General features: G+C 42.7%; 27 protein-coding genes and 1 riboswitch. Of the genes, 17 read left to right on the forward strand and 10 right to left on the reverse strand.

What is annotated here, in order from left to right; all coding sequences use genetic code 11:
- Positions 1-180 precede the first annotated feature (180 nt).
- The 4 genes from pnuC (at position 181) to H9659_RS09395 (ending at position 3,496) form a co-directional block, all read left to right on the forward strand.
- Complete coding sequence (gene pnuC, locus H9659_RS09380) at positions 181-894, forward strand: nicotinamide riboside transporter PnuC (protein WP_191689793.1); 714 nt, start codon at positions 181-183, stop codon at positions 892-894.
- 37 nt (positions 895-931) lie between these two features.
- Positions 932-1,969: a multifunctional transcriptional regulator/nicotinamide-nucleotide adenylyltransferase/ribosylnicotinamide kinase NadR gene (gene nadR, locus H9659_RS09385; RefSeq protein WP_191689795.1), complete on the forward strand. Its 1,038-nt coding sequence runs from the start codon at positions 932-934 to the stop codon at positions 1,967-1,969.
- A 156-nt stretch (positions 1,970-2,125) separates the two neighbouring features.
- Positions 2,126-3,043 carry an NUDIX hydrolase gene (locus H9659_RS09390; RefSeq protein ID WP_191689796.1) on the forward strand — a complete coding sequence of 306 codons (918 nt, stop codon included), beginning with the start codon at positions 2,126-2,128 and terminating at the stop codon, positions 3,041-3,043.
- 126 nt (positions 3,044-3,169) lie between these two features.
- Positions 3,170-3,496 (forward strand): monothiol bacilliredoxin BrxC family protein, encoded by a 327-nt coding sequence (locus H9659_RS09395; RefSeq protein WP_191689798.1) that lies wholly within the window; start codon positions 3,170-3,172, stop codon positions 3,494-3,496.
- Between the two features lie 64 nt (positions 3,497-3,560).
- On the opposite strand, the gene H9659_RS09400 is transcribed toward H9659_RS09395, so the two are convergent.
- Both H9659_RS09400 and H9659_RS09405 read right to left on the reverse strand, forming a co-directional pair.
- Positions 3,561-3,824, reverse strand: coding sequence for a hypothetical protein (locus H9659_RS09400; RefSeq protein ID WP_191689800.1), 264 nt, complete (start codon positions 3,822-3,824; stop codon positions 3,561-3,563).
- Between the two features lie 181 nt (positions 3,825-4,005).
- Entirely contained in the window at positions 4,006-4,557 is a 552-nt protein-coding gene (locus H9659_RS09405; protein ID WP_191689802.1) for a hypothetical protein, read from the reverse strand.
- 96 nt (positions 4,558-4,653) lie between these two features.
- Between H9659_RS09405 and H9659_RS09410 the strand changes: the two genes are divergently transcribed.
- Entirely contained in the window at positions 4,654-5,238 is a 585-nt protein-coding gene (locus H9659_RS09410; protein WP_191689804.1) for a TetR/AcrR family transcriptional regulator, read from the forward strand.
- An 84-nt stretch (positions 5,239-5,322) separates the two neighbouring features.
- On the opposite strand, the gene H9659_RS09415 is transcribed toward H9659_RS09410, so the two are convergent.
- The 4 genes from H9659_RS09415 to H9659_RS09430 all read right to left on the reverse strand — a co-directional run bounded on the left by H9659_RS09415 (position 5,323) and on the right by H9659_RS09430 (position 9,954).
- The gene (locus tag H9659_RS09415; RefSeq protein ID WP_191689806.1) at positions 5,323-6,543 is read right to left on the reverse strand and encodes a M20 metallopeptidase family protein; all 1,221 of its coding nucleotides are present in this window, start codon (positions 6,541-6,543) and stop codon (positions 5,323-5,325) included.
- 40 nt (positions 6,544-6,583) lie between these two features.
- Positions 6,584-7,996: a YfcC family protein gene (locus tag H9659_RS09420; protein ID WP_191689808.1), complete on the reverse strand. Its 1,413-nt coding sequence runs from the start codon at positions 7,994-7,996 to the stop codon at positions 6,584-6,586.
- Positions 7,997-8,023: 27 nt separating this feature from the next.
- On the reverse strand, positions 8,024-9,148 hold the full coding sequence (locus H9659_RS09425) for a M20 metallopeptidase family protein (RefSeq protein ID WP_191689810.1): 1,125 nt from the start codon (positions 9,146-9,148) through the stop codon (positions 8,024-8,026).
- A 158-nt stretch (positions 9,149-9,306) separates the two neighbouring features.
- Positions 9,307-9,954: a GntR family transcriptional regulator gene (locus tag H9659_RS09430; RefSeq protein ID WP_191689812.1), complete on the reverse strand. Its 648-nt coding sequence runs from the start codon at positions 9,952-9,954 to the stop codon at positions 9,307-9,309.
- Between the two features lie 150 nt (positions 9,955-10,104).
- On the opposite strand from H9659_RS09430, the gene nadX reads away from it, so the two are divergent.
- Complete coding sequence (nadX, locus tag H9659_RS09435; RefSeq protein ID WP_191689814.1) at positions 10,105-10,887, forward strand: aspartate dehydrogenase; 783 nt, start codon at positions 10,105-10,107, stop codon at positions 10,885-10,887.
- A 65-nt stretch (positions 10,888-10,952) separates the two neighbouring features.
- Here nadX and H9659_RS09440 read toward each other — a convergent pair whose 3' ends face one another.
- The gene (locus tag H9659_RS09440) at positions 10,953-12,149 is read right to left on the reverse strand and encodes an MFS transporter (RefSeq protein ID WP_191689816.1); all 1,197 of its coding nucleotides are present in this window, start codon (positions 12,147-12,149) and stop codon (positions 10,953-10,955) included.
- A gap of 53 nt (positions 12,150-12,202) precedes the next feature.
- Positions 12,203-12,302: riboswitch (purine riboswitch) on the reverse strand.
- A 180-nt stretch (positions 12,303-12,482) separates the two neighbouring features.
- Here H9659_RS09440 and H9659_RS09445 point away from each other — a divergent pair.
- On the forward strand, positions 12,483-13,028 hold the full coding sequence (locus H9659_RS09445; protein ID WP_191689818.1) for a sigma-70 family RNA polymerase sigma factor: 546 nt from the start codon (positions 12,483-12,485) through the stop codon (positions 13,026-13,028).
- Positions 13,021-14,298: a DUF4179 domain-containing protein gene (locus H9659_RS09450; protein ID WP_191689820.1), complete on the forward strand. Its 1,278-nt coding sequence runs from the start codon at positions 13,021-13,023 to the stop codon at positions 14,296-14,298. Before H9659_RS09445 ends, H9659_RS09450 begins: the two co-directional genes overlap by 8 nt.
- Positions 14,299-14,624: 326 nt before the next feature.
- Here the strand turns inward: H9659_RS09450 and H9659_RS09455 are convergent, their stop codons facing one another.
- Entirely contained in the window at positions 14,625-15,254 is a 630-nt protein-coding gene (locus tag H9659_RS09455) for a hypothetical protein (protein ID WP_191689821.1), read from the reverse strand.
- 175 nt (positions 15,255-15,429) lie between these two features.
- Here H9659_RS09455 and H9659_RS09460 point away from each other — a divergent pair, with 175 nt between their 5' ends.
- From H9659_RS09460 to H9659_RS09495, 8 genes are all read left to right on the forward strand, one after another.
- The gene (locus tag H9659_RS09460; protein ID WP_191689823.1) at positions 15,430-16,026 is read left to right on the forward strand and encodes a class I SAM-dependent methyltransferase; all 597 of its coding nucleotides are present in this window, start codon (positions 15,430-15,432) and stop codon (positions 16,024-16,026) included.
- Positions 16,027-16,057: 31 nt separating this feature from the next.
- Positions 16,058-16,648: a class I SAM-dependent methyltransferase gene (locus H9659_RS09465; RefSeq protein ID WP_191689825.1), complete on the forward strand. Its 591-nt coding sequence runs from the start codon at positions 16,058-16,060 to the stop codon at positions 16,646-16,648.
- Between the two features lie 296 nt (positions 16,649-16,944).
- Positions 16,945-17,190, forward strand: coding sequence for a hypothetical protein (locus H9659_RS09470; RefSeq protein WP_191689827.1), 246 nt, complete (start codon positions 16,945-16,947; stop codon positions 17,188-17,190).
- 120 nt (positions 17,191-17,310) lie between these two features.
- Positions 17,311-17,817 carry a sigma-70 family RNA polymerase sigma factor gene (locus H9659_RS09475; protein ID WP_191690018.1) on the forward strand — a complete coding sequence of 169 codons (507 nt, stop codon included), beginning with the start codon at positions 17,311-17,313 and terminating at the stop codon, positions 17,815-17,817.
- Positions 17,804-18,460, forward strand: coding sequence for a TIGR04104 family putative zinc finger protein (locus H9659_RS09480; RefSeq protein ID WP_191689829.1), 657 nt, complete (start codon positions 17,804-17,806; stop codon positions 18,458-18,460). Before H9659_RS09475 ends, H9659_RS09480 begins: the two co-directional genes overlap by 14 nt.
- 166 nt (positions 18,461-18,626) lie before the next feature.
- The gene (locus H9659_RS09485; protein ID WP_191689831.1) at positions 18,627-19,058 is read left to right on the forward strand and encodes a hypothetical protein; all 432 of its coding nucleotides are present in this window, start codon (positions 18,627-18,629) and stop codon (positions 19,056-19,058) included.
- A 98-nt stretch (positions 19,059-19,156) separates the two neighbouring features.
- Positions 19,157-19,615: a DIP1984 family protein gene (locus H9659_RS09490; protein WP_191689833.1), complete on the forward strand. Its 459-nt coding sequence runs from the start codon at positions 19,157-19,159 to the stop codon at positions 19,613-19,615.
- A 300-nt stretch (positions 19,616-19,915) separates the two neighbouring features.
- Complete coding sequence (locus H9659_RS09495; protein WP_191689835.1) at positions 19,916-20,371, forward strand: DUF1801 domain-containing protein; 456 nt, start codon at positions 19,916-19,918, stop codon at positions 20,369-20,371.
- 87 nt (positions 20,372-20,458) lie between these two features.
- Here H9659_RS09495 and H9659_RS09500 read toward each other — a convergent pair whose 3' ends face one another.
- Positions 20,459-20,674 carry a hypothetical protein gene (locus H9659_RS09500; RefSeq protein ID WP_191689837.1) on the reverse strand — a complete coding sequence of 72 codons (216 nt, stop codon included), beginning with the start codon at positions 20,672-20,674 and terminating at the stop codon, positions 20,459-20,461.
- A 110-nt stretch (positions 20,675-20,784) separates the two neighbouring features.
- The gene (locus H9659_RS09505; protein ID WP_191689839.1) at positions 20,785-21,126 is read right to left on the reverse strand and encodes a hypothetical protein; all 342 of its coding nucleotides are present in this window, start codon (positions 21,124-21,126) and stop codon (positions 20,785-20,787) included.
- Positions 21,127-21,302: 176 nt separating this feature from the next.
- Here H9659_RS09505 and H9659_RS09510 point away from each other — a divergent pair, with 176 nt between their 5' ends.
- Entirely contained in the window at positions 21,303-21,680 is a 378-nt protein-coding gene (locus H9659_RS09510) for a PH domain-containing protein (protein ID WP_191689841.1), read from the forward strand.
- The last annotated feature ends 82 nt before the right edge of the window (positions 21,681-21,762 follow it).

Raw genomic sequence — 21,762 nt, forward strand, 5'->3', positions numbered from 1 at the left:
TTTAAGTGCACTTCCATCGAATGTAACTACATCTACTGTTATCCTCGTCGAGCGGTGTTAAACCGCAACGGCGAGGGCTTTTTTTTATGTGATAAAACTCATTGACAATACATAGATACATATGTATACTAAGTTTAATAGTTAGTAACAATATAAAACTAAGTGGAGGAAGTGGAGAAGATGAATGAAAAATTGAAAGGACATTTGGCGGAATGGTCGGTATTTGAGAGGATATGGATTTCGGTCTTCACAGCAATTACAGTGTATTTATATTTTGCCTTCCAAGACACGCTTCTCGGATTGGTCAGTTCAATAGCTGGGATGCTGTGCGTCGTACTTGTGGCGAAAGGGAAGGTGTCTAACTATCTATTCGGAATCGTGCAGACGGTCACATACGGCTATATCGCTTTCGGATACGGATTATATGGGGAAGCGATGTTGAACTGGTTATTTTACTTCCCGACGCAATTTATCGGGATCTGGATGTGGATGAATCACTTCAAGAAAAAAGAGGATTCAGAGCAAGGGGAAAACGTATATGTGAAGCGGCTGACACGAAAAGGGTGGTTCCTTGTCGCCGGTTCCTTCCTGGCAGGGGCATTGGTGTATGCAGAACTTTTGACGCTGTTATCTGCCCAGCAAGTACGGATCGATAGTATGGCGGTAGTGCTTTCGGTAATCGCCCAGATTCTCATGGTTCAGAGATATGCGGAACAATGGGTGATCTGGATACTGGTCAATATCTTGACCATCACTCTATGGGTCATCACCTTAATGCAGACAGGCGGTAACGATTGGAACATGGTGATCATGTGGACAGCGTTCCTTGTGAACTCGATATACGGTTACGTAAACTGGGTGAAATTATCGAAAGTGCAGAAATCGGAAGGTTGATCGGTGAACCTATAAAAACTGAAGGGAGCAGATGAAAATGGAAGAGAGAACTGTAGGACATTATGGAGGGAAATTCATCCCCTTCCATAAAGGGCATTTGTATTCAATCACGAAAGCGGCGTCCCAAGTGGATCACTTATATGTCGTCGTCAGTTATGACGAATCACGGGATAGGAAACTTTGTAAAGATGCAGGCTTGGAGTATATGGACTTTAAAAGGCGGCAGCAGTGGATGATGACTTCCACGAAAGGAATGTCGAATGTGACGGTATTAGCTGTGGAAGACCCGCCATGGGAGAACGAAGAACATATGTGGCTGGAAGGCGGGAGGAGAATGATTGAAGCGATTCCGGAAAAGATCACCCATATCTTCAGTTCGGAAAGCAGTTATGATCACTGGTTCAGAAAGATCTATGGAGAGGATATCCAACATGTGATCATTGACGAAGCCCGAAGGATTTTCCCAATTAGTGCAACGAAGATTCGGAACGAAGGCGTGTTTGCAAATTGGGATATGATTCCGGAGGCAGCGAAGCCATATTATGCCAAGAAAATTGCGGTTGTCGGGGTGGAATCTTGCGGAAAGTCTACTTTGACACGAAATTTAGCACAACTTTTCGGTACGGAATATGTGGAGGAGTACGGACGCACGGTCAGTGAGGAGATCGGCGATGGGAGTTCGTTGCTGACGGAAGAGCACTACAAGGAAATCGTGTTCGGGCATAAGCATATGGAGTTTCAAAAGATCAAGAAAGCAAATAAGCTATTGTTCATCGATAGTGAAGCGGTCGTATCACAGTATTATGCGAAGATGTATCTAGGTCAGGAGCTGGATTTCATAGAAGGAGTGATTCAGTCACAGGATTATGATCTGTACCTATTCCTTGAACCGGATGTAAAGTGGGTGGCGGATGGGTACAGGACGTTCAATGATCCTGAAGTACGAGAACATACAAATAAGATCCTGAAGCAAATGTTCGATGTGCGAGGGATCGAATATGTGTCTATTGGCGGCAACTACGAGGAACGCTTGGACAAATCGATAGAACAGATCACTAAACTTATGGCGAACTAATCGAAGAAGGGGTCTTTATTCCCTGCTTCTTTCGTTTGCTGGAGTAGGCGTGAGCATTGTGAAAACGAACGTTCAAACTGAGTGCCTGTACTTGTCATATGGAATGGATAGTATTAAAATGCGACTAAGTCATGCAATTGAAAGGAGAAGAACGTAATGGAAGAGCGGGACTTGCAGAACCTCAGTGAGAAGGAATTTATCGAGCAGTATCAGCAGACGGAAAAGGATAAGTATGAAAAACCGTCCATAACGACCGATATGGTCATCTTCACAATCGATACAGAAAAGGTTTCGGACAAGAGGAAAAAAGCGGAGAAAGAACTTCAGTTATTGCTCATTCAGCGCGGAGGTCATCCATATAAGGGGGATTGGGCATTGGCGGGCGGCTTCATGGGGATTGACGAAGACGTCGATACTGCTGTCCAACGGGAATTGAAAGAGGAGACAGGAGTGGATGGGGTTTACGCAGAGCAACTGTACACGTGGAGTGCGGTGAATCGGGACCCCCGGATGAGGATAGTGAGTGTCAGTTACTTGGCACTCGTCGACCAAGAAAAGTTACCGCCGCTGCGAGCAGGTGACGATGCAGACGATGTAAGGTGGTTCACTGTAAAAGATAGAGTAGTGGACTCCTGGGATGAGCAGAGCGGAAGTACCATCAGACGGACGGAAGAAATTGAGCTTGAGTTGACTTCTGGGGAAATCACCGTATCGGCAACGATAGAAAGGGTCACCGTGACAGAAGGGGCAAACACTAAAACGGCAGTGAAAGTGACGAAGCAAGACGGGATTGCCTTTGATCATGCGGAAATCATTTTGTATTCCCTGGAGCGGTTGCGCGGGAAAGTGAATTATACGAATATCGCATTCAATCTTGTGGGAGAAGAGTTCACATTACCGGATTTACAACAAGTATATGAAGTGATTTTAGGCAGGAACTTAAACAAAGTGCAGTTCCGCCGCCATGTGGAAGATATGGTGTTGGACACAGGAAGAGAACTGAGAACCGGCGCATACCGACCATCGAAACTGTACAAGTATAATGCAGCGTGGGTACATAACCAATTGAAATAATGCAGGTGATGCAGTGGGAACTGAGCCCTTTAGTTCCTGCCAGCAGGTACTGTCATCTGAAAAAAGATTGACCAACTCAAATTGCTGACTGCTGGGCAGTTGAATTGAACGTGAGGAGAATGCATAGTGAATCGACTGAAAACGATAGAAGAATGGCAGACGCTATTGGAGAAATCTGATGAACAGCCGTTTCTTCTCTTTAAATTGAGCATAACGAGTTTAAGCAGTGTAACCGCCAAAAAGGAAATGGAGTCGTTGGTCACCGATCTACCAAGATATGTAGTGATTTCACAGCTGGATAAGAACGTATCGAATGCTGTAGAACAAGATACCGGCGTTAAACACGAAACCCCACAACTGCTGATTATTAAAGGCAAAAAAGCCATTTGGCAAGCGACCCGTTATCAGATCAAACAATCAGTTGTTCTGGAGGCCATTGCAACATACGTATAACGAATTCTTCAAAAAGATAGGGGGTGATCCCATAAGGTCTTTATACGACCTTTTGGATCACCCCTTATTTTTTATGGAATTCATTGTAAAACGAATCGTCATTTTTCTTTTCGATATACGTCCAAATTACATAGATAACTACTGTGAATCCGAGTATAAGCAGGGAGGCATTGAATACGAATTCGAAGTCCAAGTCCTTTACCGTTCTTTTTTCAACGCCCGCTTGGTGCAGGACTTCATAACTCGTTTTTTGATAGTCCATGAAGACGACAGACAGAATGATTCCGAGTACACTCCCACCGAGTAGCGATAGCCCGAACTTTTTCATTGTAAATGCACCTCCTGCTACTAGTATATCTTATTCCGTACATATTGTGTGAAAATTTAGAGTTTACTTTTTGTATAAATATAGATAGAATTTGTGGAAGTTTTGACTGTACTTGAGGATGGTTGGTACTAAAAAGGAACAGCCTTTGTTGGTTTGCTACCAATGGCTGTTCCTTTTTAATTCACGACTTGCTAGTTTTGCGGTTAGGACGTGGCCAGATGAAATAACTTGCTGAAATGAGAAGGTCAATAACTAAAATGATCGTCCAAAGACGCAGTGTGTTATCGAACTCGAGGGTTCGCTCAGGGGAATCGATGTACCATTTGACGAATAAGATCATCGGACCCCCTATGGCGAAAGCGAGTACATGACGAAGCGAGCCTTTCATAGAGTGCATGGCATGTGGATAGCCTGTTCTCCGAATTGGTTTGGGCCCCTGTTTCGTTACGTAATATTGAAAGCGCTCATCTGCCCATTGGATCATACTTTTCCCGAATGCCAGTGAAATTCCGATGTAAAGTGGAGCGATGGAGTGTGCGACGGTGGCTGTTGCTCCATGGTAGAGGTCGATTGCTGTGACCACTAACAAAATCACATCAATCAAAGGGATGAGAGCAAGAATAAAGAGACCAAGCTGTTTCTGTTTGAACACATATCGAACTGTGAGGCCAAGGGCGATGACGGCCCAGAAGCTTATTTCACATGCAATGATAATGTATGCAACAAAATTCATGAAGAACCTCCTAATTAGTACAGTTGTATTAAAACGAAGTATACAGGATGATTCTTTTTAGTACAACTGTTTTATTTACCTATGCTAAACTAAGATATGCCTAAAATTGTGAATCATGATGAACGAAAAAATTTGATTGCAGAAGCAATGTGGCGAGTCATTTTGGATAAGGGGATGGAAGGGGCAACGGTACGAAATATAGCGGAAGAAGCGGGTCTATCACTAGGAGCGCTTCGTTATTATTTTAAAACCCAAGATGACTTGCTAGTATATGCGATGGATTTAGTTCAAGAACGCGCAACAAAACGGATAGAAGCTGTATTGCATAAGTCATTATCTCCACGGGAATTAGTAATTGCTATGATTTTAGAGATTGTACCTGTCAATACAACAACGAGAATTGAGATGGAGGTATGGTTTGCATTCATCACCTATGTCAAGCATCGAAGTGATACCATTGACGTTCCGGAGGATCAAATCTTAGAGATGACGCAACGATTACTCGCATTTCTTCAGGAGCACCGTCTACTGAAATCTTCGTGTCAGCTAGAGATGGAGATCGAACGGTTATACGGGCTGATCGATGGTCTCGCTATACATGCAATCCTGAATCCTGATCGGCTTGACCCAGAACGTGTACGAAATACAATCATCTATCATATCGATTCAATTTGTCATTAAGTAACCCGGTATGTCTTGCGTCATTCAATATAAAAAAAGGAACGGCAATTGCTCCTGTGAGAGCAATTGCCGTTCCTTTTTGAATTACTGCTGATTTTTCAACCAGTCCATGGCAACCTGCGCATGCAAAGCAGCACCATATTTAAAAATGTCTTCGTTCTGTGTCATCCGTGGATTATGGACAGGTGCTTCTCCTTCTTTGCCTGTTCCTAATATGACGAATGCAGATGGGACGTTCTGAGAAATATATGAAAAGTCTTCAGAACCGTTAATGGCTCCTAAGTCCACAATGTTTTCTGATCCCATTACGGTTGAGAGAGAGTCACTGATCTGATCGACAAAAGCAGGATCATTATAGGTCGTCGGAGTATGGAATTCTGTAATGGCATACTCTCCACGCCATGCTTTCACCACATGGTCCACCATCTCCGGAATCCTCTCGCACAAATGATCGCGTGTTGCTTGGTCGAAACTGCGCATGTTCCCACTTAACACAGCTCTTTCAGGAATGACATTGGTGACAGTGCCTCCACTCATCGAACCAACGGAAAACGTTACATTCTGTTTGGGATCCGCTTCGCGTGTCATCAGCAGATTCAAGTTCGTATACAGCTGGTTCATAATCATATTGGCGTCAATCGTCTTGTGTGGCTGTGAGCTGTGTCCGCCGTATCCTTTTATGTCAACGATGTACGAATCCATCGCTTGCGTAATCGTACCCTTCGTGACGGATAGGGTGCCAGCTTCCTGGTCAGGCATGATGTGAATGCCGAACGCTGCATCCACTTTCGGATTTTCAAGCGCACCATCGTCAATCATCAACTTGGATCCAAAACCCCATTCCTCGCCGGGTTGGAAAAACAATTTGACAGTTCCTTGTAACTGCGCTTCTTGTTCTTTCAGAATTTGAGCAGCGCCCAGCAACATCGCAACGTGTGAATCATGGCCACACGCATGCATAAGCCCTTGTTTAGTTGACTTGAATTCCCACTCCACTTCTTCTTCAATCGGTAGGGCATCCATATCCGCACGAAGGAGAATACAAGGCGATCCTTGTCCGATTGTCGCCACAATCCCTGTACAATTCGATTGCTCGGCAAACCCAGCGCGCGCATATTTTTTCCTTACATCATCAGGCACTTTTCCACACGACTTGTGTGCAATTCCGATTTCGTCCAACCGTTGTTGAATGTACCGTTGCGTGTTCGGTAAATCGAATCCGATTTCCGGATGCTGATGTAAATACCGACGATCCTCGATAATCTGTTCTTCAACCTGTTTTGCAGTTTCTAAACTGTTCGTCATGAAAATATCCCCCTTTGTTTACTGTCTAACGATTACCTTGTTAGCTTGGTCCGAGTCCAATATATTGAGCAATAATAATTAAGATGAACGCTGCAAAGTGGAGAATCATAAATAATTTCCATGAGAACTTCACCCAGTCTGCATAATTCACATTGGACATTCCGAGAGCTGCCATCAGTCCGCCGGAAGTCGGCCACAAATAATTCGTGAACCCATCTCCGAATTGATAGACGACGACCATCACTTGTTGATTGATACCAAGGATTTTTCCTAATGGCCCCATAATCGGCATCAGTATCAATGCCTTTCCACTTCCAGAAACAACGAAGAAGTTGAAGAATATGACGACTACGAATAACGCAAACAACGTAACAATAGACCCTGTATTGCTCAAGAGACCCGCTAATGCGTGAACAGCTGTGTCGATAATTTCAGCCTGCGTCATCAAAATCATAACAGAACGTGCAAATCCAATTGCAAGTGCAGTTGGAAGAAGTCTCGCTGCACCAATCCCGAAATCAGCAGCCGCTTCACTTGGAGCCAATCGTAAAATGATGACTAAGAAGATTGCGTAAATGGCATAGACGGCAGATAATTGAGGCATTCCCCATCCGAGTTGAATCGCGCCGTATGCACTTCCCACTAACACAGCCACTAAGCCAAGCAATGCGATTTTTCTCGGCAACGTGAACGGTTCTTCTTCATAAGTAGCCGTTTTTGCATCTTCCAAGTGTTCCAAGTATTCGTCTGCGACAATACTTTTCGTCGGATCAGCCTTTGTTTTGTTCGCATAGCGCAAAATGTACACGATCGTAATGGCAATGAAGATGACAAGTGAGATGATCCGGAACGTAAGCCCCGAGTAGATCGGCAAGCCAACAATGGATTGACTCACACCTGTCGTATAGAAGTTGACCGCGCCTGCTGTGAATCCAATGGCCAGTCCCATTGTTGACGTTGCAAATGCAGTAATCCGGTCATAGCCCATCCCCATGACGACAGCCATCGCAAGTGGGATGAACGGAATTCCACCTTCACCAAACCCGATTGTCCCCATGATGGCAAACACGGTGAGCAAAACAAAAATAATCAGTTTTTCTTTACCGGCAGCAACCCTCAATAGGGTATGGATACCCGCAGCGATGGCACCCGATTTTTCAAGAAGATAGAGAGCACCACTCGCGAAAAGCAGCATGACGATGATATCCGCTGATTGCACGACTCCGTTGTGCAATGCTGAGAAGAAGTCCATGAACCCGATAGCATCCTTTTGTTCCACATAATTGAAGACGTCTGTGTTCAGTTTTTCGATTCCGGTTTCCGGATCGACCGTCCGCTCATATTGCCCGCTTGGTACGACCCATGATAATGCCACAACGAGCAGCATGACGAGTAAAAACATGATATAGACGTGTGGAAAGTTGAATCCTTTTCTTTTCCCTTTCGATGACATGCAAGTTCCCCCGATTCCCAATTTAAATTACCCTTCGATCTTTGCGATTCCTTTGAATAATGCAACCCCAGTTTCAATCAGTTCATCTCTAAAGTCATACTCGCTCGTATGGACGTTCGGATAGTTTTCACCGTTACCAACGAAGCAATAGGCTCCTTTAGTCAGCTTTGTAAAATGTCCGAAGTCTTCTGAACCGCGATATGCATCGTCCAATTCGATGATGTCCATCCCGTTATCCTTTGCACTCTGACGTATTTTGTCGGAACACTCTTTATCATTCGCTGTTTCAGGGAACTCATCTTGATAGTCGAATGCGACTTGCAAACCATATTCTTTTGCGAGAGTTTTTGCATAAGTTTCCAAGTTTTCTTGTAGACGGTCCATCTCTTTTTCATAAAGCGCACGAATGGTCATGCGGATCGTTCCTTTAGATGCCGACATACCGAATGCTTTCTCGCCTACATCGATTTGGACAACCGTGCAAAGAACAAGTCCATCATTCAGTTCCGGCGAAACGAATTTCGGAATCTCTTGGACGAGGTCCGCAATTGCAAGAGATGGGTTGACCCCATTTTCAGGCTGACTTGCGTGTGCTGGTGAACCTGTAAGGTGAATGGACATGCCCTTGGATGCACACAACATGGTTCCATCTTTAACTGCAACTGTTTTGAATGGGAGACCGCTCATATTATGATAGGCGTAAATTTCGTCAATTTGGTGTTCTGTGATGAATTCCACACATTGTTGAGCACCTTCACCCGTTTCTTCGGCAGGCTGAAATAAGCAGAAAATATTTTGGTCTGACCCGATTTTATCAATTTCAAGGGCAAATGCGGCAAGAGTAGCTGAATGTCCATCGTGCCCACATTTGTGAGCTTTACCCGGATATTGGGAAGCCCAAGGCAGATCGATGACTTCGTCCATTGGAAGTGCATCAAAATCAGCTCGGAAAGCGATTGATTTTTTATCATCACCCACTCGATACATGGCATAGAACCAAGTTCCTTTATCTACAATTTCGAAATTTGTTGTATGCGTTTTCAAAAAAGACATTAGATGTTGTTTGGTCCATACTTCTTCGTTCGACAGTTCGGGGTGTTGATGTAACTCGTGGCGCAGTTGCTTGGCTAACTCAAAATTTTGACTATTCACTCGGTATGTACCTCCTAGCTGTTTCTTAATGTCCTAACAGAATTTTTGAGACGGAACTATTAGTCAATTAAGTATATTATATATTGTACATTATATTTAATTATTTACAATAAAAAATTCTGCAATGGGATGCAGAATTTTTTGCGGGATTTTTTGCGTCACAAGGGAACAAGCTCTGCCTTGTTTACATCCCAATGGACGTCTTTCAGATAGCTTTCCAATTCTGAAGTCTTCCGTTCACGGAACAGTTCTAGCATTTTACGATGTTCATTATTCGTTTCCTTTAGTTTGTTAGCTGTCCATTCGGGGTCTTCCATCCAGTCGAAAGTCTTTAAAAATTTCTTTTCAAGCTGCAGAAGCAGCGCGACCAGACTTTTGTTCGGGCAGATGGACAAATAGACATTGTGAAACGATTCCTGCATTTTGTGGTACATGGAGAAATTCCCTGTATTGATGGCCAAGTCGATACTTTCAATGTAGAATTCCATTTCCTTCAAATGTTTTTCAGTGAGTAAATGTGCGGTCAGGGTAGCCGCTAAGCCGTCGAGCGCCCCGATGATCAAATACGTTTCTTTCGCTTCTTCAGTCGTAAGACTTTTGATGATGAACCCTTTACGCGGAATATTCTCAAGCAAACCTTCTGTAGAAAGCTGAATCAATGCTTCTCTGACGGGAGTTCTGCTCACTTTCAGCGCATCACATAGTGCACTCTCATTTACCTTATTACCTGAAGTGAGCGTCCCATTATTGATTTGCTCTACAATATGGTTATAAACATGATCTGTTAAGGACAGATAGTTTTTCATAGTTAAAAACCTCATTACTTTTTTGTCTTCTATTATATAGATAATTTTTTAAAATACAATTTCAAGTCGAATTATATTGGGATTGGCTAGGAAATAGATATGATTAGATTATAGGCTTTTACAAGGACCATGCATACGAGGAGAGATCATATGAAAATAGGAATCATCGGGACGGGCAATATCGCTGCATATTTACTGGAACAGTTAAAAGATGCCAACGTATTGAATGGTGAAATCACTGCACTGCTAGGGCGTAATATAGAAGTGGGGGAACGTCTTGCTTCTCGTTATAATGTGGATTTCCATACAGATATCCGAGAGTTTCTGAGTGCTCCTCTTGATATGGTAGTGGAGGCAGCAACGATTGAAGCTGCCGCCCTTTATATGAAAGACGTTGTTGCGAGTAAGAAGAATATGATGATAAGCAGTGTGGGGGTATTTCAAGACGTCCATCTACTCAACGAAATGACAGCACTTGCTAAGTTAAATGGCGTGCAGATAACACTTCCTTCAGGTGCAATCGGCGGCTTGGATTTGTTGAAATCCGCGAATGCTGTCAATGGATTGAAAAATGTCCAAATCACCACTAGGAAATCGCCTGCTTCACTTGGGCTTCCCTATGAACAGAAAGAGGAACTGCTTTTTGAAGGCTCAGCATTACAGGCGATCCAAAAGTTCCCGAGAAATGTAAACGTGGCACTATTACTTGCGCTTGCTGGAATAGGAGCTGAAAAAACGAAAGTTCGAGTCATTGTCGATCCTGCAATCAAAAGGAACACACATACAATAGAAGCGGATGGTGATTTTGGGGAAATGCAGCTGCATATTGCAAACAATCCAATGCCTGCAAATCCAAAGACGAGCTATCTGGCTGCTTTAAGTATTTTAGAGGCATTGCGGGATGATGCCAGCGGAGTAAGAATCGGGAATTGAAAACGTATGGACTGGAACGAAAAAGAAACCTTCCAATTGCTGATGGAAGGTTTCTTTTTAACGGCTTAGTGAGTTCTTTCAGAAACTTGCTGAGGTTTTTTTGTGTGAGTTTTCTTCTCTTGGACTGCCATGGATAGCGAAATTACGGCACAGACAAACGCAATAATGACGATGAATCCACCGACAGCAGGCATGCTGGTGACACTGCCTGTATGACTGAACGCAACCCCACCCACACCGGAACCTAGCGCAATTCCTACTTGAAGAGCAGAGTTGTTAAAGCTTTGGTGAATATCCGAGGAGACTGGATCTGTTTGAATGATATAGTCTTGCTGTGCCGGAGCGAGAGCCCAGCTGAGCGCACCCCAAATCATCATGACAATGATGAAAACCGGCATGGAAAATGTTGAGTAAGGAAGAACAAACAAGCTAAGTGAAAACGTTCCTAAAATGATCAAAATACTTTTCTGAGAACCAATACGTGACGCAAGCCCTCCACCGAAAGCGCCTCCTGCAACAGCAGCAATCCCGAACAAGAAGTAAAAGATACTGATCCACGAAGAGCTGAGATTCATCGTCGTTTCAAGAAACGGAGTGAAATATGCATACACAGAATAATGTCCAGCGAGCATAAACATCGTTGCTAAGTGGGCAAAGACGATTTTCTTGTTTGCCAATGCTTTCAGCTGTTCACGAAGCGGCTGTACCTCGCCGGTCGGGATTTCATCGAAAAACTTACTGATCAATACAATGGTACCGATTGTCAGGATGGCAATTCCGAGGAAAACTGTGCGCCATCCGAAAGCATTTGTAATGACGATCCCAATTGGTACTCCGAGTACAAGTGAAGAACTGATCCCCATATAGATATATCCTAATGCTTTTGCACGCACATGAGGTTTTGAAATACGTGCAGTGATTGTTAACGAAAGGACGATGACTAACGCTGCACTTGCCGCGGTCAAAATTCTAGCGGCCATCATCATTGCAAAGGTTGTACTGAAATATGTGAATACGTTTCCTAAGAAAAAGACCGATAATGTGATTAAGTAAAGCTTCTTACGCTCTATTTTAGCTGTAAGTGAGAGCAGCACGGGTCCTGCAATTGCATAGACCAATGCGAATACAGTAATGAGTTGTCCAGCGGATGCAATCGAAACTTGCAAGTCTTCAGCAATTACGGGCAAAATACCGCCTACCACCAACTCGACTAAGCCAACTGTAATGGCTGAAATGGCTAATAAAAATACACGAACGTCCAACTAATCTCCTCCTATTATTATTCTTTATCGAATTTGAAAATATAAAAAAGTCCCGACTACAAAATTTCTTTTGTAGTCAGGACTTAACGGATCCTGGTAGAGACCCTCGAACCATATTATCGAGGTTATACAGATTGATTTTTAGTATGAAATTTTTCCTTCTCAACAATTTAACACGGAAAATGGAAGTTGGCAAGGGTTAGACGTCTGACAACCTATAACAATTAGCGGTTAGCATGTAAACGGGGTAGCGGTTATCTAAGATGTAAATACATAGATGTAAAAATGAACTTTTTATCAATCTGGAAACTCTTATAAGGGAGAGGTGAAGAAATGAGGATTGTCAGGTTGGTCAAGAAAGCGAAAAAAGGAAATAAAGAAGCACTGCTGCAACTAATTAGCGAGCAGCAAGATGCTTACTATCGTTTGGCATTAACGTATATGGGCAATTCTCATGACGCGATGGATGCGATGGAAGATATGATTGTGAGCCTATATCATTCAATTCCTCAACTGAAAAAAGAAGACGCATTTTATACTTGGAGCAAAACGATTCTTGTGAATCGATGTAAAAAGCTGTTGCAGCAGAAAAACAAAATCGTTCCTATGGAGAACACGGATGAAAGTTTAGAAATCCCTATGATTACTGCTGATGCAACTAACTCTTTTACACAGACCGAACAACAGATGGACTTGAATGACATGTTGAGTACGCTAAATGCAAACCAGCATGAAGCGATTGAGTTAAAGTATTTACATGATTTGGACCTTCAAACAATTGCCGACATGACGAACGTGTCAATCGGAACCGTGAAATCCCGTATTTTTCAAGGGCTAAAGAAAATGCGTGAGCAATTCGGAGGTGAATGGAATGAATGAGTTGGAAAAGTATTTAGAAAAAGAAAGAGAGCGTTTAGAGAATCGTCATGCTCCTGAAGAATTAAACGAACGGTTACGGTTAGCACTAGAACAAACCCCTCCGCGCCGTAGAAACAAAGCCCCTAAATGGATAGCTTTCGCCGCAGCCATAATGTTCCTATCCTTTGTAAGCTATAACTACAATGCATTTGCTTACTATAGCAAAAAGTTACTTGGTTATGATGAATTAATGACGGAAACGCTAGCTCAATTGAACGAAGAAGGCAGCGGGCAGTCAATTGGGAAAAAGGTAATTCTCCCGGATGGAACTGAAATCTACTTGGACGGGTTGCTGACAGATGAAAACCAATCCATTCTCTATTACACAGTGAAAAATCCAAAAGGAGTCGGGGAAGAATCTTATTTTGATGGGATACGCGGTTCATGGACAAAAGCGTTTGCGACTTATGGTACATCTTCCAAGAATGAGGATGGAACAGAAATTAAAGGTATTCAAGCATTCGAAGCAGTAAGTCCGTTTGCTAAAGAACTAACGTTAGAGTATAGATACAACCAAGGAACTGAGCAGGAAGAAATTACATTCCCTTATAATCCTAAGCTAGCAATGCAAACTGAACTGAAACAGTCAATTCGTAAAAAAGTCCAGGTTGACCAAGGGACAATCCGTTTTGACTCAATTATAGCGACACCTAGTCGCACAACGATTAAAGGTAAAGTGAGTGTGGATAACTTTGATCGGATTGACTTAGGCTTGGGAGGCATTCAATTGCTTGCGAATGGAAAACCGGTTGAATTGACCGGATCTAGCTCCAAATCAGCAATTTTCGGGCAAAACATTGAAATTTACTATGACCGTTTACCCCAGGAAATGGAGACCCTGGAGGTAGTTGTGGATAAATTTGTGGGCTACCGAAAGATGGATGAAACCATTGCGCTCAACGGCGATACAGAGCAATCTGAAAAAATCCTTGGCAAAGAGCTGCTCATTCGCAAGGTCGAAAAAACTTCGGACAGCATCCAAGTAACGATAGCGACAGAACTGGATATATTATTGGACGGCGTATCGATTCAGTCAAAAGGGAAGTCCACCCCGCTCCATACAACACTAAGGTCTGATATTCTAGAAGAAGAGAATGGAAAGGTATTTAATGAGCGAGTGCTGCTCTTTAAATCCAATGTCCTGCCGGAAACTCTTTCGATAGAAGGAATGCATTATTCAAAGAAATACGGCAATCATATTCAGCTGATTGGAAAAAAGGAAAACCGTTGAGTGGCCATGGCCTCTCAACGGTTTTTCTGGATTGCACGGCATAATCAGCTTGGCAGATAACGAAGGGCCACACAAGAATCCCATAACTGTTAGTCCAAGATTTGAAAGAGCCTTAATCGTTAACTTTTAAGATTTGAACGGTAAGAACTTTAACGTGTAAGTTTTATAGCTTTGAGCGATGAGCGTTAAGCTTTTAGGTTACGTCTACTATTTTGTGAGTAAAGTAATTAAAGTAGGTTGTCCGCTTTTGCTTATTGACCCAAAGAAAAGTCGGGAAAGAAGGGTCTTGTGGAGTTCGTTTTCGATTACTCATGCAATCAGACGAGTTAAATGGTGATTTGAGTCACTGCATTCGATTCCGAGAGAACGGCATCTACTTCAGTTTTGAAGTTAGAGATGCTTTCTTCCAATTGGTCAATCCGTTTGTTGAGGTGGAGCGGATCTATCAGAACAAACTCATTCCGTTCGATGAAGGATTTCGTATGGAGTTCGACCTCTTCTTTTTTTGCATTCTCTTTCTTGCCTAAGATCTCTGTCAAATAAGATTCGAGCCTTGGAGTCAATGTCTCGTTTTCCATTGACAAGCGGTTAATGGCCTTTCTGCGTGCAGTTACCATTGCAGCAAGTAAACTCTCCTCAAGTTGAATAGAAGTTTTCCGCTCGATGGCTTTTGCGACGGTCATCGTTTCACCAGCTACCGTTACTTGTGTTACGGCGTTAGACTGGACCACTGCATCTTTAATGGCATTCCGTCGCTCAATAAGAGACACGACTTTATCGAAACCCGCTTGAATTGTTTTCTCGTAATCTTCAATGGAAAGACCATTGACTTTCTGGGCGGATTTTCGATCGGTTGCGATGAAGTCTGCTTCCCGGATCGATTTCTCTATTCGATCATTCAATGTTTTGAGTTCAGCTAATGCCCGGTGAATCGACATCGTTGTATGTGTTGTCATGTCTTCTCCTCCAATCGCTCTATGAACTAGTCTATCATTTCCAATTTGCAGTTGCCAGATGTAAGGTGAAGCATTAGGTATAGTAAGCAAGTATTGTCGTTCATGTTACTATGGGAGTGAATAATCCCATTAAAATGACTACTAAGCATGGTACATGAGAGGAGGGGGATTTTGGATGGGATCCTTGTTTTCAAGAGTATACGATGCGGCAATGCAACCGTTGGAAGCGACCCGATTTAAACAAGTGAGAACAGAACTAATCGGGAAGGCAAAAGGACGGGTATTGGAAATCGGTTCAGGCACGGGTATCAATTTCCCATATTACAAGAACGCGATACGTGTAGATGCGATTGAACCAAACCCCTCTATGAGTAAGCGAGCAGGTGACAGACTGCGGAATGCACGAGTCCAAATCCAGGTACATGAGACCGGAGCCGAAGCGTTGCCTTTTGACAACGATACGTTTGATACGGTCGTTGCTACACTTGTCTTTTGTACAATACCATATCCAATAAAGGCGCTTGCTGAAATTCAACGAGTGAGTAAACCGGGAGCCGTTCTCTTGTTTTTTGAACATGTTCGGATGGAGCCGTTTCTACTAAGTAAGTCTCAGGATCTCTTGAATCCTCTGTGGGAAAAGGTTTGTGATGGGTGCCAGTTGAATCGGGAGACACTCACTTTAATAAAGGAATCAGGAATTGAAGTCACCAAGGTAAAGGCTTATTACGCTAAGTTGTTTCTGTATATTGAAGGGCTTAACATGGAAAAATGAGATGGATGAAAACGAAAAGGGGAGTATCTAGATGAATAAATGGCAGCAGCGATTCAATCAACCGGAATATGTATTTGGCAAAGAGGCCAATGAATTCATTCAAGAAGCTGCAAAACGATTTACAATTGGACCGAATGTCCTTGCGGTGGCTGAAGGGGAAGGACGGAATGCCGTCTTTTTAGCGGAGCAAGGCTGTGACGTCACAATTTGGGACTTTGCGCAATCCGGTCTGGATAAAGCTCACGCCCTGGCGGAAGAGAAAGGTGTTCAGCTGAAGACGAAAGTTCAGGATTTGCAAGAAGCGGAGTGGCCAAGTGAGGAGTATGATTCAATCATTTGTGTGTTTGGGCATTTTAGTCCTGAATTGCGAAAGCGGACACTGGAAGGGATTCGTCGTGCTTTGAAGCCCGGTGGACTGTTTGTGACGGAAGTCTATGCAAAAGAACAAATTGACTACGGAACAGGCGGACCGAAAGAGCTTTCCTATCTGTATGAACTGGCGGATTTTGAGGTGTTTTCGGATTGGGAGCATCTGCACTTCGAAAAGAAAGAAGTCGTGCGTGAAGAAGGTGAAGGTCATAGTGGACTGTCTTGTGTAATTCAATTCGCAGGACTGAAATAATAGCAGGTATCAGGGGGCTTATAAAAAACGTGAATGGACACGATGCGTCCGCCAATACTAAAAAACTAGCATAAGCAGAATCCGGGTCCAAGCTGATGGATCCGGATTTTTCTATGCAGGTAATGTAGTTTTACTGATCTGCTTTGCAGAAATACTTCATACATACGAAATATGACAAAAATGCTCAAAATTAGATGGCTATCACTCTAGTTTGTTCGTATACTGGAATGTGTATCATAAGCAGGACAATCATTTATTAAAAGAGTCAGTGAAAACTAGTGAAAGGAGCAGAACATATGAAAAAGAAGGAGTTGTTTTTTATTCCTTTTGTCACTCTAGTGACGCTGATGTCTTTAGGGGCTTGTGCGGATGAAGAAAGCGAATTCATCATCTTTCGTGATCATGAAAACATGAGCGAGATATCCAGAGACTACCTATTGAATTGTCTGGACGATAGAGGCATCGAGTTTAAGCTCGATTCACAAAAGAATATTCTAATCCAGAAGCGGGATAACGATATGGCCGTTGCTTCTTGTTCATAAACGTGTAACCTGTACTATCCTGAGATGGATGTTACAGGTTTTTATTTATGTGTGTGTAGGATGAATCGGAAATGAAGTTGGCTTCGTCTATAGAGTGGAAGGCAGGTGGGAACGCACGTGATGATCGAACAAGTGATAGACGACTATGCGGATTATTTGCTCCGTGTCGCCTATGTCTACGTTAAAAATCAAAGCACTGCAGAAGATATTGTGCAAGATGTCCTCATTCGATACGATCAACGGTCAGATCAATTTAGAGAAGAAAGTTCGTTGAAAACGTACCTAGTTAAGATGACAGTCAATCGAAGTCACGATTTTTTGAGAAGCTGGGCGTATAGGCGCATTCTATTAAAAGAAAAAATAAAAGGGAATCACACGAGTAAAACACCAGAAGGGTACATGATTGAATACGAAAATTCACAAACTGTGTTAACTGCACTATTATCTTTGAAACTCATATATCGCGAAGTTCTGGTTTTGTATTACTATGAAGAATACTCGACAGTAGAAATTGCAGATATCCTAAATTGCCCGGAGGCAACAGTGCGGACCCGATTACAGCGTGCCCGCTTGCTATTGAAAGAAAAAATAGAGGAGCAGGAGGGGGATTTGCATGGATTCGGTTAAAGAGCAGATGAAAATGGAGTTGCTCAAAATCGCCTTCGATGATAAACGAAAACAAGAACTTATCCTCGAAGTCAAAAGCAGCCGGAAACAGAAACCACATCGGGCTGACTGGATGTATAGGGCGGTACTTTCATCCTTTGTCTTGTTGACGATTGTCTTAGTAATTCTAAGTAACAACATTCAGGATCCTCCAGGCGTGACACAAGCTGAAGGGAAAGGGGGTTTTTCAGTCTTAGATTTACTAGCTTATGATTCAGTGAAAATGCTCGTGATGGCGTGCCTTTTTGTCTTAGTATACGGATTGGTGAAACGCAACGTAAGGAAACAAGGAAGAGAATTTCCTTGTTGTGCACATTGCGGAACAACTTGGAATCGTAAGTTAGCTCTCAAAAAGTCATTCAAAAACGAAGAAACCCCTTGTCCGAATTGTGGCGCAGGTAATTACCAAAGCAGGAAATCCAGGAAGAAGACGAGCTTATTCCAGCTTCCTATTCCGTTTATGATTGTTGTTGGAAATGTATTTGAACTCAGCATACTTGGAGTGGTTGCCTACCTCGCATTTTTATCCGTTTTCGCCCTTCTTGTTATCCCTTATTATGTAGAATTGCAGCTGAATGACCCGGTTAAAGAACCGTGGTGGTAAAAAGGATTGACCTGTATCCATCGATAGAGGATGGGTACGGGTATTTTAGCTGAACTGAACTGAATTTGTTGATAAGAGCTTCATTAAAGAATTAGAGAGACTATAGTTTAATCGATTAGATAGTAAGGGAATAGAGGACAATCTAGCGAAGGAAGGGAGGAATTGGATGAAGCGGTTTTTACAACTGGTAGGTATCGGTATTGTAAGTGGCGCAGTTTTAGCTGCTCTGATGCAGGTGATCTATACGCTGACAGGAAATGAGGCGTATGTACTGCTGTATAATGTGGACTATTTCCCAATCATCCATGTCTTCCAGGATGTTGCCTGGTTCGGTATCGCCTTTCACTTTGTTTTTTGTATTGCCAGTGTCATCGGGCTGTTTTACATATTGCAATTTTTCGGGTGGCAATACAGAATGTGGCCTTATCTCGCAGTGTATACAGTAGGCAGCGGTATTTTGTACTTCCTGACTCTTCTTACAGAAAGGCCACCTGCAGAAGATGATTGGATGGCTTGGTTCTACTGGACATCGAGCCACTTGGTCTATAGCCTGATTGTTGCGGGAATGATTGTCAGGTTTGTCGGACGAAGCAGGTGAAGTACTAAAACCGTTTAAGTTGGTTTCCAAAAAAGAGGAGTATGCGTTTGAATGCAGAATACTATCACTATACAGGTGAGCTAAAGGAGGTGCAGACAATGAAATTAGCAGAAGCTCTGATAGCTCGTGCAGATTACCAAAAACGGATTGAACAGTTAAAGAAGAGAATTCATATGAACTTGAAAATACAGGAAGGCGACGAGCCCTCGGAAGATCCGAATGAGATGCTTTCGGAACTTGCTGAGATCCGTCAAGAACTCACATCGCTGATCAAAAAAATTAATCGGACCAATTGTGAGATTCGATTTGATGACGAGCGAACCCTTGCAGATGCGTTAACGGAACGCGATCAGTTAGTTGACCAGCGTTCACTACTTTCGAAAGTGGTGGATGAAGCATCCCAGCAAGTCGGTCGTTACAGCCAATCGGAAATCCGTATCGTCAGTACGGTAAATGTGAAAGCGATTCAAAAACAAGTGGATCACTTATCAAAAGCATACCGGGAGATGGATACGAAAATACAAGGGATGAATTGGAACATCGATTTGCTGGATTAACGGCTAACAGTCGGTAGCTTGGTGTTGTAAAGGTGAGTGCAAACCCGCCAACAGGGAAAGTTGGATTAACGATAAGCAGTGGGGTCTGCTTTGCGGGTGATAACCGTCTACCATTCATACCCAGTATCGTGACACCTGTACAAATAGATTGTCATTGTAACTACCATGCACTAATTTACAGCTCTTGCGAGGGTGGGTTCGGGGACTGCATACATAAAGGAAAGCATCTGTCACTTGATGGCAGATGCTTTCTTATTAGTTAATAAGGTACTCTTACTACAAAACGAAATGAGGATCGATATGAAAATAGAAGCTGAGACAATCGAAGAGTACGTGGGTCAATTGCCTGCAGACCGACAGCACGCAATCGAAAAACTGCGCCTGGTTATTAAAGAGAATTTGCCGCCGGGCTTTGAAGAAACACTTTCGTATGGAATGATTGGTTATGTAATTCCTCACAGTATCTATCCGGATGGCTATCATTGCAATCCGAAGGAACCTCTTCCCTTTTTAAGTATGGGCTCACAAAAAAATTTCATCGGTGTTTATCATATGGGAATCTACGCTTTTCCTGAAGTGCGCGATTGGTTCGTTGAGGAATATCCTAAATATGTGAAAACGAAACTGGATATGGCGAAAAGCTGTATCCGATTCAAAAAGATGGAAACGATTCCTTATGAATTGATAGCGGAATTATGTAGAAAAATCACGGTCGATGATTACATCACCCATTATGAACACGCGTGGAAAAAATGAATTCCCCGACTCTTACGACGGTGTGATCATTCAAGTGAAATGAGCAAAACACCGCAGATCTCATGACAAGATTTACGGCGTTTGCAGTTACTTTTTCTTATTCGATTGCTGATTCTTGTCGTGATTGGTTTTATTGTTCTTGTTTTTCACTTTCGCATCAAATTCAGGAGCAAATTCCGTATCTGCGTTATCCAGTGGATTGTTACTATTCCTGCTGCTCGCATCTAGGTCTTTGTTTTGATACGTATCAAACGGATTATTCGTCCGTTCGTTCATCGTTTTTGGATTGTTTTTGTTTCCCATGCAGGCTCACCTCCTAATAGGTAAGATGCGTGGAAAGATGGGAAATCATACATCGTTGAAAAGTATAAGAGGAAGTGGCGGGCTCATGGAAGCTGTAATAGGGGAGTCAGCTATGCCCGCTTTTTCAAATTGAATAAATCTCGGTCGTGTTCCATCACTTTGAACTCTAAATACTGCATGTCCTCTTTTTTGACGACATCATCAAATTTTGTAAGGGTCTCCTGACGAAATTCAGCTAACTGCCCAGTTTGCTCGAAAATGGCATCTTGTTTGTTTTCAATGCGATTCAACTGTCCTTGCATCTCATCCATCTGCCCTTTCATGCCATCCATCTGCCCTTTCATGCCATCCATTGGCGTTTGCATTTTATCAAAGCATTCCTCCATCTTGCGTTGACCAGATTTCACATCTTTAAGTTCAGAAAGTATTTGCTGTAGCAATACCTCACTCATGATTTTCACCTCCCTCTATGGATGACTAAATTATAGCATGTTTAGACAAAAAAACGGTTGGTAAAAGTAAGCTGAAAATATTTAAGAAGTTTCAGTGCCGCTTTAAATTGCCATGGTACAATACAAGTAAGTGAAAAATGAAATAATAAGTTAATCAGCACAAAGGAGGAATCAGAATGGGATTTTTAGATTCATTTCTAGGCAATGCATCAACGGTGGATACGGCGACTGTCGAAAAAGAGTTAGCACCTATTTTAATTGCTGATGAGACAGTGGAAGCAGCATTCAAATTATTCAGGGACATGATGGTTTTTACAGAAAAGCGATTGATTTTGGTTGATAAACAAGGGATGACCGGGAAAAAGACAGAGTATCATTCCGTTCCCTATAAAAGTATCTCTCATTTCAGCATCGAAACGGCAGGGACATTCGATATGGATGCGGAACTGAAAATATGGATATCGAGTGCTACGGAACCTCTGATTAATAAACAGTTCAAAAAGGATACAAGTATTTATGACATCCAGAAAATCTTGGCGTCTGTCTGTTTGTAAACGATCAAGTTCAGAGAAAGGATTTTTATTGAATATAGAACAAACTGGTGAAAAATTCGGCTTAAGCTAGAAGTCAGTTGAT

The organism is Sporosarcina gallistercoris, assembly GCF_014836415.1.
GTDB classification, from domain to species: Bacteria; Bacillota; Bacilli; order Bacillales_A; family Planococcaceae; genus Sporosarcina; species Sporosarcina gallistercoris.